Here is an 11,526-nt window from a genome sequence, read left to right as displayed (position 1 = left end):
TTTATTACGCAAAGTTTCGCAAAGGTTTAAGCAAATAAATTTTCTCACCCTTTAGGGTTGGGGAAAGGAAAATTTAGTGTGACTAGTTTTTTTTTAACATTAAGGAAATTAAGGTGATTAGAACATGAAATTCTATGGAACGAAGTTCACTATCCACGACTGTAAAATTTTCAGAGTTTCTATGTATCTATGTGGTTTTTTATTACGCAAAGTTTCGCAAAGGTTTAAGCAAATAAATTTTCTCACCCTTTAGGGTTGGGGAAAGGAAAATTTTTTGTGAGTAGATTTCTCTAGATTGCTTCGTTCCTCGCAATGACATTCGGGATCGCAATAACATTCGGGATCACAATGACATTCGGGATCGCAATGACAAAGGAGTGGATTGTCATTCTGAATGGCGCGAAGCAGAATGAAGAATCTTAGATTTTTCGACTTCACTGCGTTGCGCTCAAAATGACATATGGATATAGAGCTTTGGGTGTAAAGACTTGCAATCCTTTTTTGTTTCCTTTGGCGTGTTCTACCATGGAGGCTGCTAAGTCTTTTGTATGCAATGGTTTTTGTTTTTTGGCGATGCCGAATTGGTTGAGAAATTGGAGGATTTTCACTCCGAACTTCTCTCCTAGTCTATCGGAATTCTCTCGAATCAAACTCGGGGGTTGAAAAATAAGCGTACGTTCGAAATCCAAGGCTTTGACCGCTTCTTCAAGCTTTCCTTTGAGTTTCATATAGAAAAAAGAAGAGTCTGGATGCGCCATTGCAGAAGAAACCAAAACATAAGTTGAAACGCCATTTTGTTTGGCGATTTGCGCAAATGTTAATTGATAATCATGGTCAATTTTCCATTGGGCTTCTTTGCTTCCGGCTGCTTTCAAAGTCGTTCCCAAACATGAAAACAAAACATCTCCTTGCACGAGTGATTGCCATTCGCTTGGATTATCAAAATCGATTTCATAAACTGTTAATTTCTCATGAGTTCGAGGTAGAGTTCGACGAACAAATAGAATGACTTCGGTAAAGTACACATCTTTCAATAAAAGATCGACGACTTCTTTTCCGGTTGCTCCTGTTGCACCAATGACAATTGCTTTCATCTAATTTTAAGTTTGTTGGAAAGAACTCCAAGGTTTTATTGGGTTGGCAATTCTTGTTTTTCCACAATTTTTTTGAAAGTCAACATGACAATATCATCGCCATTCAGAACGAGTTTTTGTCCATCATCCATCACAGCATAATGTGTTGTTTTGGCCAAACCCTTTAAAAAAGCTGCTTCGTCTACTCCTTCACAAAACATACGCGTCGCACCAAATTTCTGGGTTGGAAAATGAATCTTACGATCGTCTGACTCATAAGAACCGGCAATGTTGTTACAGCCATTGTTTCCAGCTACTTTTTCTTTGTCCACAAAGTTCAAATAGGGTTTCTGGATTTTGTAATGATTGATGTCTTTGCCCAATATTGGGTTCATGTATTCCAGTTGCCATTTGCCCAACAAAGGTTCGGAAGGCTGCACCAATGAAGAGCTTTCAGCGGTATTGATTGTGGATTCGGTGTTATTTTCTTTTTCGGTCATCGGCTTTGAACTTTCGCAACTTTGAAGGCCCATAAAAGCCATCAAGATTCCAATAAAAACTATTTTTTTCATGTGAATACGTTTTTGGTTTTGCTAATTTAGTTCAATTCTTCTAAATCCTTTGGGTTGTTTAGAAGGATTTCGAAAGGATTGGATGTATAAGAAGAAAAAAGAATGAAATCGTTGATTTATTAACGAAAAAGGGCAAAAATGTTCATAACAATTCGACAAAATTCTTTGCAATCAGCATAAAAGATTTATTTTTGTCCATTAGTATTTAGAAAAGTCAAAAACGTATGAAATGTACTAGAAGAAATTCCTTTTCCAATAGCCTAAACTATATGGTTGACAAGGATTTTAGCTTTTGTACATTCCATCTGTCCATTAAGAACAATTAAAATTTAGACCAGATGAAATTCATCGTATCTAGCAGTAATTTGCTTAAAAATGTGAACCTAATTAGCGGGGTAATTAATTCCAACAATACATTACCTATTTTAGATAATTTTCTTTTCGAATTAGACGGAAACCAATTGAAAATCACGGGTTCTGACTTGGAAACTACCATTTCTACGATTGTGGAAGTGGAATCAGAAAACCAAGCGAAAATCGCAGTTCCATCGAAAATCTTATCCGACACGTTAAAAACGTTCCCAGATCAACCTTTGACTTTCATTCAGAAAGAAGCGAATTTGATGGAAATCGTTTCAGAACAAGGAAATTATCAAATTGCGTTGGAATCTGCAGATGAGTATCCGCAAACTCCCGATGTTCAAGATGCAAGTACGTCAACCATGCAAGCTGGAATTTTGTCGGAAGCGATTGCAAAAACCATTTTCGCAACAGGAAACGACGAATTGCGTCCTGTAATGACTGGGGTTTTCTTCCAAGCGTCTCAAGATAACTTCCGTTTCGTTGCAACAGATGCGCACCGTTTGGTGAAGTATACACGTACCGATTTAGGTTCCAATGAAGCTACGGAATACATCATGCCGAAAAAACCATTGAACTTGTTGAAAAACATTCTTTCTGGAAGCGGTGAAGATGTAACCATCGAACATAATCCAACCAATACTCGTTTTTCGTTTAAAAACATCGTGTTAACTTGTCGTTTGATCGATGGAAAATACCCGAACTACGAAGCGGTTATTCCAAAAGAAAATCCGAACGTTTTGACCATCAACCGTAATTTGTTCTTGACGTCATTGAAACGTGTGGCAATTTTCTCTAACAAAACCACGAATCAAGTTCGTTTGAAATTATCAGGAAGTTCCTTAACAATCAATGCAGAAGATTTGGATTTCGCTAGCAAAGCGGAAGAACGTCTACCATGTGATTACAATGGATCTGATATGCAAATTGGATTTAATTCTAAATTCTTGATTGAAGTATTGAACAATCTACAGTCTGACGATATCACTCTTGAAATGTCTGAGCCAAGCCGTGCAGGTATCATCAAACCAATCGATGGTTTGGAAGATGGAGAAGAAATCTTGATGTTGGTAATGCCTGTGATGTTGAATGCTTAAGTAAAGTATCAAGTACAAAGTATTAACTATTAAGTATTAAGACTTTTAGACTTTAATCTTTACAAGCTAAAAAATTGCGAAAAGCAAAATTCTTTTTTAATAAAAAATGAAAATATCATACAATTGGCTTTCTTCGTTTATCAAAACGGATTTGGAAGTTCAAAAAATCGGTGAGATCCTGACCAATACAGGTTTGGAAGTTGAAGGAATTGAACAAACAGGATCGGGAAATCATAACTTAGAAGGAGTTGTAGTTGGGAAAGTAATTTCTTTGGAAAAACATCCCAATGCGGACAAATTGCGTGTCGCAATGGTGGATGTTGGAACAGGTGAACATTTGCAAATCGTTTGTGGCGCTCCCAATATTGAAGAAGAACAAAAAGTTCCCGTGGCTACCGTTGGAACAGTCTTGACTTCACCAGACGGAAAATCCTTTACCATCAAAGAAGCAAAACTTCGTGGAGTGGATTCTTCGGGTATGATTTGTTCAGAAGCAGAATTGGGTGTAAGTGAAAACAATGATGGAATTTGGGTTTTGGAACCTGCTTACAAAGTGGGAACGCCTATTTCGGAATTGATCAAAAAACCAACTGCCGATACCTTGATTGAAATTGGATTGACGCCCAATCGCACCGATGCCATGAGTCATTTTGGGGTTGCACGTGATTTAAACGCAGCCTTGAATGTGCTAAAAATAAAAGGAGAATTAATGCCTCCCAATGTTGAGGAATTTGAATCTTTGGGAAATTCAGGTAAAAATCCTATTCAAGTAGAAGTCAAAAATCCAGAATTAGCACCGCGATATGCTGGTCTATATTTGGAAAATGTCACCATCAAACCTTCACCAGAATGGTTACAAGATCGTTTGAAAACGATTGGATTGAATCCGATCAACAATGTGGTGGATATTACCAATTATATCTTACATGATTTAGGACAACCTTTGCATGCGTTTGATGCAGACAAAATTGCCGATCAAAAAATCATCGTTCAAACTTTACCAGAAAAAACGAAATTCAAAACTTTGGATGGGGTTGAGCGTGAATTAAACGGAACAGAATTGATGATTTGTGATGCCAAAGGCGGAATGTGTATGGCAGGAGTTTACGGTGGAGCAGATTCTGGCGTTAGCGATTCTACGAAACGTATTTTCTTGGAAAGTGCATATTTCAATCCGGTTTCGGTTCGTAAATCTTCAAAATTTCATACCATCAATACAGATTCTTCTTTCCGATTTGAAAGAGGAGTTGACCCTAATATGGCCATTATCGCTTTGAAAAAAGCAGCGATTCTTTTGGCAGCTCATGCAGATGCGAAAGTAGTGGGAGAAATTTTGGACATCTATCCTACTCCAATTGCACATACTCAAACAGTGGTTCGTTACCATAAAATCGATCAACTTTTGGGAGAAAAATTGCACAGAGAGCAAATCAAAAAGATTTTGGAATCCTTGGATATCCAAATCATTTCGGAGTCTAATGAGACTTTGGAAGTTTCGATTCCTCCGTATCGTGCCGATGTTCAACGTGAGGTCGATATTATAGAAGAAATTTTACGTATTTACGGATACAATAAAATCAAAACGCCAGAGAAAATTTCGTTCTCAGCAGTGAAAAATGAAGAGAAAAATCCACAACGAATTGAAAATGCTGTGGCACAAACTTTGGTTTCTTTAGGATTCCACGAAGCGATGAACAATTCGGTTGTGAAAGCAGATTATCAGCAAATCTTCGGATTGGACGAATCCAAAGAAGTGAAATTACTAAATCCTTTGAGTTCAGATTTGGCGTTGATGCGTCAATCCATGATGCCAGGTTTGTTGGAGAATGTTGCCTATAATTTTAATCGTAAAAATTCCAACATCAAATTATTTGAATTTGGAAAAATTTACAACAAAGAGAAAAAAGGCTTTGATGAAAAATACCGTTTGGCTATTGTGCTTTCGGGAAACAAAACCTCTGACAACTGGGCAAATCCGGCTATTAAAACCAATTTCTATACCTTAAAAGGGATTGTAATGGAAATTATGAAACGCATTGGCATTACGGATTTGACAGAAAAACCTGTTGTAAATTCTACCTATTCTGATGCGCTTTCCTTAGAAATCAATGGTCAAGAAATTGGAGTTTTGGGAATCGTTTCGAAACCTGTTTTGAAAAAAATGGATGTTTCTCAAGAAGTTTTCTTTGCTGAATTGAATTGGGATTTGATGGTGAAAATTGCTTCAGAATTCCAATTGAAATACAAAGAGATTTCAAAATTTCCTGCAGTAAAACGTGATTTGGCTTTGTTACTAGAAAAATCAATTGTGTACCAAGATTTATTTGCTTCCACACAAGAAATGAAATTGGAATTAGTAAAATCAGTTCAATTATTTGATGTTTACGAAGGCGATAAATTACCAGAAGGAAAGAAATCTTACGCCATGAGTTTCACTCTTTTGAATGAGGAAAAAACATTGAGTGATGTTGAAATTGATGAGGTGATGAATAAATTAATTCGTAACTTTCAAGAGAAATTTAACGCAGAATTGCGTAATTAATAGGTTATAAACTGGGATGCAGCACAAATCTGGACAAAAGATTGTTGTTGAATTCTTCTAAAAATTGAAACGATGAAAAAACTATTTGCTTTATTGGTCATCGGAAGTTTGGCCTTCCAATCTTGTAAAACAACAGCCGTAACAGATTTCAATAGTGTTAAACAAATGCTTGAATCCAATACTTGGTTGCTACAAGATGAAAATGGAACGGTTGTAAGTTTCAACAATCAAGAGGTCTCTATGAATTTTGACAGAACCAATGGACTACAAGCTGTAGGTTTTGCGGGTTGTAATCGTTATTTTGCCAATGTGACGTTGCTTCCAGAAAGTATCAAATTTGGTCAAGCTGGCTCGACCATGATGGCATGCCCAGAAATGGAAGGAGAACAAGCCTTTTTGGATTTGTTATCTCAAGTAAATGGATACGAAGTTGCCAATAATGAATTGAAACTCTATCAAGATAAAATACTTTTGATGCGTTTCAAAAAGAAATAATGAAATAAAAAAACCTTGGTTAGATAACCAAGGTTTTTTTATACATATTCTTATATTGAGGTAATCCATTATAAATCATTCAAATACTTTAGTATTTTTATCTAAATAATTAACACATATGAAAAAAACTTTAAAACATTTTGCTTGTCTGGCACTGATGTTTCTATTCATCCAAGCCTCAGCACAAGAAAAACACGGAATTCTATTTGAAGGCAAAGCCGACAAAATGGTCGTTATGCCCTCTATTTCTAGTTTAGCAAAACCTGAAATAGCAGAAGACAAAAAAGCAGAAATGAGAGATGGTCGCTTTTATAAACACAATGTGATCATTGGGAAAGATCCGCAAACCACCAATGATAGATTGGCAAGTAACCCTCACAAATTAAGTCAAAAAATTCCAGGAAGAACTCCAAGTTTGGTTTTTGACGCAGCTCAATCCAACTCTCAGCCTACTGACCCTGCATTGGCAGTTGGACCCAATCATGTGGTGGTGGTTTTCAACACAGGATATATCATTTATGATAAACAAGGAAATGCTTTAACGCCTCAATTGGCTCCCTATAACATTTTTGGTGTAAATGGATGTTGTGACTTAACAGCTTCCTACGACCACGTTGCAGAACGTTGGGTTTTATCTCTTTTAGGAAATGGCGCATATGTAGCGGTTTCTTCTGGAGCAAATCCCGTTACCTCTGATTGGTACGTATATCAATATTCCCAAGTAAATGACTATCAAAAACTATCGGTTTGGAGTGATGGATATTATATGACGGACAACCGTTCTGGGAATAACCGCATTTATGCGTTTGAGAGAAGTAAAATGTTGGAAGGAGATCCAACTGCTAAAATCTTAGCTTTTCCTTTACCAGGAATCGTTACTTCAGGATTTTATAGTCCACAGTTTTTCACTCTTTCTGACACCAATCCACCAGCACCTGGAAATGTACCAGTCGTCTATATGCAAGACAATGCTTGGAGTGGAGTAAGTGAAGACCATTTAAAAGTTTGGACTTTAACGGTTGATTGGGAAACGACTTCCAATTCTTCAATTGGAAATCCTCAAGAATTGATAACGGAACCTTTCATTAGTGTTTTTGATGGAGGAAGTTTCAGCAATTTACCTCAACCATTTGGAGGTGCAACCATCGATGCCTTGCAAGCAACAATTATGAATCAAGCTCAATTCAAAAAATTTCCTACGCATAATTCAGCTGTATTCAATTTCGTCGTTGACGTAGATGCAAGCTCTGGAAAACAAGCTGGAATTCGTTGGTTTGAATTACGCCAAACAGCCGATGACCAACCATGGACCATTCATCAAGAAGGAACTTATACTTCTCCTGATGGAAAACATGCATGGCATGCAAGCTTGATTATGGACATTCAAGGAAATATCGGAATGGGATACTCAGGAATGGGTGGATCCAATAACCAATATGTTTCTTCTTATTATACGGGTAGAATGGCCAATGATCCTCTAGGAACGATGACAATCGCTGAACAGTTGATTGCTGCTGGAAATGCTAACATTCCTGGATTCCGTTATGGTGATTATTCGAAAATTGATATCGATCCATCGGATTATAAAACCATGTGGTATATCAATGAATACATGAACAATGGTCGTAAAGATGTTGTAGGTGTTTTCAAACTTGCTCCTGATTTCACAAAAGATGTCGGAGTCATTACCATTGATACTCCAGAGTCAGGCGCTTTGACTACCGCTGAACCTGTTCAAGTTACCGTTTATAATTTTGGGGAGGAAGCGCAATCCAATTTTCCAATTACTTTAAAACTTGATGGAACTACAATCGCAACCGAAACCTTCACAAGCACGATTGCTCCAGGTTCTGCTGTTGAATATACTTTTACTGCCACTGCGAATTTAGGAACGGTTGGACAAACCTATGTTTTGGAAGCAGCTACGGGATTGACTGGAGACGAAGATCCAGCAAATAATGCTACAACCAAATCTGTTACGCATTTAAATCCTTTGGATGCAGGTGTAACAGAAATCATTGAACCAAATTCTGGAAACAATTTAGGAACCCAATCCATCAAAGTACGAGTAGAAAATTTCGGAACCTCAACTTTGACCAATTTACCAGTTTCGTATCAAGTTGGAACGAGCGCTGCTGTAAATGAAGTAATTTCAGAAAGCATTGCACCAAATTCAACCTTGGAATATACGTTTACACAAACTTATGATTTTACAACGCCACAAGATTATACCATTGTAGCGAGAACGAATTTGGTTAATGACGCAATTCCATCCAACGACTCTACGACCAAAACAATTTCAAATGCTTCTTGTATCACCAAAGAAAATACAACGCAGTATCCAATTGGCCCAGGCTCCAACACGGTTACAACTTCTGTTATCAATGTGACGGACAATTTCGAAATTGATGATGTCAATGTTTTGATCAATCTTACGCATACTTATGTAAGCGATTTGCTTATCAAATTGGTAGGTCCAGATGGAACCGAAGTTTTATTGGCAAATGGTCTAGGTGGAAATGGAGACAATTATACCAATACAATTTTTGATGATGAAGCTGAAAATTCGATTACAACTGGAAATGTACCTTTCACAGGAACCTACAGTCCACAAGAGCCATTGGCTGCATTCAATGGAAAACAAGCCTTAGGAAACTGGACATTGCACATTACTGATATGTACAATGGTGATGGAGGAAATTTATTGAACTGGAGCATTGATTTATGTGGTGATATTTCAATGGCTACTGGTGATTTGGATTCAAATGATAAGAATTTCCAAGTGTATGAAACCAATTCCAAAGGAACTTTCAAAGCGACTTTGACCGATCCAAATATGAGAAAGAATGTTGATTTACACGTCTACAACATGGCTGGTCAGTTATTGTTGGTTAAACGTATGACGCAAAACGGATCAACTTTTGAAACGAATTTCGATATGACAAGAGCTGTAAAAGGAGCTTATATTATCAAATTAAGCAACGGTTCAAAACAATATTCGAAAAAAATATTAGTAAAATAATTTAACAGCGAGCCACTCTTTGGGTGGCTCCTTTTTATCCTATGAAAAATTTAGCATTCATTTTATCTTGCGTATTTCTTTCTTGTTCGACTCAACCCATGAAACAATCCAACACAACACCTAGTTTTGAACAATTAATGGCGGATGGCTTTACCGAAATGAGAATCATTGAGGCCAACGATACTCCATGTCAATTTTTATTGAAATCAAAAAATGGGACTGTTTATGAAGTTGAAGAAATTCAATCCAGAATTCCAGGAATGAAAGCAAATACAAATATTTATGTGAAGTTCACACCTTTAAAAAGGGTTTCGCAGTGCAATGCTCAACCCATCAAGATTGAAGAATTACACCAATAGAGAACTAAAAAACCTTGTCAATCGACAAGGTTTTTTTATTGTTATTTTAACATGAAAATTTTAACTCTTCGTGATTTGTTTTCTTTATTTATTCTAACCAAACATTAAGAATAAATGCGTTCACCAAAAATAGAACTTCCAACTCGAACCATGGTACTTCCCTCTTCGATCGCCATTTGAAAATCACCACTCATTCCCATAGACAAAACTTCCAAATCTGTGTACCTGGATTTCAATTTGACGAAAATCGATTTCAAGAAATTAAATTCTTTTCTCACTTGAGATTCATCTTCCGTGAATGTTGCCATTCCCATCAATCCCACAACTTTTACATGTGGAAATTCTGATTTGTATACTTCCAATAAAGATTCTGCTTCTTGCTCATCCATACCAAATTTGGTTTCTTCTTGTGCAATATGAATCTGAAGCAAACAGTCAATCACGCGATCATGTTTAGCGGCTTGTTTGTTGATTTCCTTCAATAAGTCAAAAGAATCTACACTATGAATCAAATGAACAAAGGAAGCCATGTATTTGACTTTGTTCTTTTGCAAATGACCAATCATATGCCATTGAATATCTTTGGGAAGATGTTCATATTTCGCGACCATTTCTTGAACTTTATTCTCACCAAATATGCGCTGTCCTGCATCGTATAAAGTTTGAATTGCCGAAATTGGTTGGGTTTTGGAAACTGCCACCAAAGTCACATGCTCTGGAATTGATTTTTGTATATTTTCTAAATTCTCTACTAAGCTCATTCTTTCAACTGAAATATGGTTAATCCATTTAAAGGTTTAGGTTCAATGTACGTACTCTTTGGAGGCATTTTTAAACCTAAATCTGCGATCATTTCCAAATCATTTGCTGATACTGGATAAAAGAAAAATCCAACTTGATATTCTCCTGAATTTACTTTGGTCTGAACTTTTTTAACACCCTCAATATTACCTGTACCACGAACAAAACGAACGCGATCACTATCGCTCGTATTTTGAATATCTAAAATTGGTTTAAGAATTAGTTCTTCCAATAAATAAGTGTCCAACTCAGATAAACCTTTAACTTTCAAGGATTCTTTTTTCACGAAAAGCGAATAAAACTTCCCATCGAGATACATACCAATATGATGCTTTTTGGAAGGAAAAAAGGCTTGTTCTCCTCGTTCAGAAATTTCGAAGTTCTCCGCTAATTTCTCTTTAAAGGCCTCAACAGTCAGACCGTTCAAGTCTTTGATGGCACGGTTGTAGTCTTTGATGATCAATTCCTTGTCTGAAACCAACATGGCCAAGGTATAATTGATTGGATCTTGATCTGAAACTCCTTTCATTTCTTTCCGCATGGTTTCTGTGTAAACCAAAGAACTTTCCATACGATGATGACCATCTGCAATATACAGATTATCGTATTTCTCAACGGAACTTTTGATCTGCTGCATGTTCAATCGGTTTTCGATTTGCCACATTTGATGCAGATTTCCAAGTTTATCTTCAAACGAAATGGCTGCTTTCTTTTTCATTTCTACATCCATCAACAAATCAATTCGTTGATTGTACGGATAGGTCAACAAAACAGGTTCTGCATGAAAATGAATTTTCTGCAAATAATTAGCAAACATTTCGACACGTTTGGTCAAAGTTGCTTCGTGTATTTTGATTTTTCCTTCTTTGTAATCATCCAAATTGACCAAGCCAATGATAGACTTTACCTTTTCCTTTGTCGGTTTGGTAACTTGGTAGATATAATACGAACTTTTGTCTTTGTCAATCTTATCTGTCTCCAATAAATCCTGAAAATTTTTGGAAACAGCAGCGTATTTTTCGTCCATTGTTTGATAGACGTCAGACCAAGTGGGTTTGATAATATGTAAAAAAGAATCTTCGTTTTGATTCAATTCAGTTTCGATTTCCGCTGGTGTATAAGCATCGACAGATTTCGAGGTGAATTGTTTTGCAATTTCTTGAATGGGTCTAATTCCTTTAAAAGGTTTGAATTGTGGCATGGCG

General features: G+C 36.6%; 9 protein-coding genes. 5 read left to right on the top strand and 4 right to left on the bottom strand.

Annotated features, from left to right (window positions below):
* Nucleotides 1–434 precede the first annotated feature (434 nt).
* Nucleotides 435–1,094 carry an NAD(P)H-binding protein gene (locus tag ABID46_RS12625; RefSeq protein WP_354510665.1) on the bottom strand — a complete coding sequence of 220 codons (660 nt, stop codon included), beginning with the start codon at nt 1,092–1,094 and terminating at the stop codon, nt 435–437.
* A 35-nt stretch (nt 1,095–1,129) separates the two neighbouring features.
* Nucleotides 1,130–1,645, bottom strand: coding sequence for an META domain-containing protein (locus ABID46_RS12620; RefSeq protein WP_354510663.1), 516 nt, complete (start codon nt 1,643–1,645; stop codon nt 1,130–1,132).
* Nucleotides 1,646–1,983: 338 nt separating this feature from the next.
* Between ABID46_RS12620 and dnaN the strand changes: the two genes are divergently transcribed.
* The 5 genes from dnaN (at nt 1,984) to ABID46_RS12595 (ending at nt 9,520) form a co-directional block, all read left to right on the top strand.
* Nucleotides 1,984–3,102, top strand: coding sequence for a DNA polymerase III subunit beta (gene dnaN, locus ABID46_RS12615; RefSeq protein WP_354510661.1), 1,119 nt, complete (start codon nt 1,984–1,986; stop codon nt 3,100–3,102).
* A 106-nt stretch (nt 3,103–3,208) separates the two neighbouring features.
* Nucleotides 3,209–5,644: a phenylalanine--tRNA ligase subunit beta gene (gene pheT, locus ABID46_RS12610; RefSeq protein ID WP_354510659.1), complete on the top strand. Its 2,436-nt coding sequence runs from the start codon at nt 3,209–3,211 to the stop codon at nt 5,642–5,644.
* Between the two features lie 72 nt (nt 5,645–5,716).
* Complete coding sequence (locus tag ABID46_RS12605; RefSeq protein ID WP_354510657.1) at nt 5,717–6,139, top strand: META domain-containing protein; 423 nt, start codon at nt 5,717–5,719, stop codon at nt 6,137–6,139.
* 118 nt (nt 6,140–6,257) lie between these two features.
* A complete protein-coding gene (locus ABID46_RS12600) occupies nt 6,258–9,161 on the top strand; it encodes a proprotein convertase P-domain-containing protein (RefSeq protein ID WP_354510655.1) in 2,904 nt (967 codons plus the stop codon).
* A gap of 41 nt (nt 9,162–9,202) precedes the next feature.
* Nucleotides 9,203–9,520 (top strand): hypothetical protein, encoded by a 318-nt coding sequence (locus ABID46_RS12595; protein ID WP_354510653.1) that lies wholly within the window; start codon nt 9,203–9,205, stop codon nt 9,518–9,520.
* 104 nt (nt 9,521–9,624) lie between these two features.
* On the opposite strand, the gene ABID46_RS12590 is transcribed toward ABID46_RS12595, so the two are convergent.
* A complete protein-coding gene (locus tag ABID46_RS12590) occupies nt 9,625–10,281 on the bottom strand; it encodes a YggS family pyridoxal phosphate-dependent enzyme (RefSeq protein ID WP_354510651.1) in 657 nt (218 codons plus the stop codon).
* Entirely contained in the window at nt 10,278–11,522 is a 1,245-nt protein-coding gene (locus tag ABID46_RS12585; protein WP_354510649.1) for a DUF1015 domain-containing protein, read from the bottom strand. The genes ABID46_RS12590 and ABID46_RS12585 overlap by 4 nt, the downstream gene beginning before the upstream one ends.
* Nucleotides 11,523–11,526: the final 4 nt, after the last annotated feature.

The organism is Moheibacter stercoris (assembly GCF_040545805.1).
GTDB classification, from domain to species: Bacteria; Bacteroidota; Bacteroidia; order Flavobacteriales; family Weeksellaceae; genus Moheibacter; species Moheibacter stercoris.
Note: the sequence above shows the minus strand (reverse complement) of the source record. Positions and strands in the feature narration are given on the sequence as shown.

Excerpts from the sequence above, each read along its gene's own strand:
- ABID46_RS12625 (WP_354510665.1), bottom strand. The coding sequence starts at position 1,094 with ATGAAAGCAATTGTCATTGGTGCAACAGGAGCAACCGGAAAAGAAGTC.
- ABID46_RS12620 (WP_354510663.1), bottom strand. The coding sequence starts at position 1,645 with ATGAAAAAAATAGTTTTTATTGGAATCTTGATGGCTTTTATGGGCCTT.
- dnaN (WP_354510661.1), top strand. The coding sequence starts at position 1,984 with ATGAAATTCATCGTATCTAGCAGTAATTTGCTTAAAAATGTGAACCTA.
- pheT (WP_354510659.1), top strand. The coding sequence starts at position 3,209 with ATGAAAATATCATACAATTGGCTTTCTTCGTTTATCAAAACGGATTTG.
- ABID46_RS12605 (WP_354510657.1), top strand. The coding sequence starts at position 5,717 with ATGAAAAAACTATTTGCTTTATTGGTCATCGGAAGTTTGGCCTTCCAA.
- ABID46_RS12600 (WP_354510655.1), top strand. The coding sequence starts at position 6,258 with ATGAAAAAAACTTTAAAACATTTTGCTTGTCTGGCACTGATGTTTCTA.
- ABID46_RS12595 (WP_354510653.1), top strand. The coding sequence starts at position 9,203 with ATGAAAAATTTAGCATTCATTTTATCTTGCGTATTTCTTTCTTGTTCG.
- ABID46_RS12590 (WP_354510651.1), bottom strand. The coding sequence starts at position 10,281 with ATGAGCTTAGTAGAGAATTTAGAAAATATACAAAAATCAATTCCAGAG.
- ABID46_RS12585 (WP_354510649.1), bottom strand. The coding sequence starts at position 11,522 with ATGCCACAATTCAAACCTTTTAAAGGAATTAGACCCATTCAAGAAATT.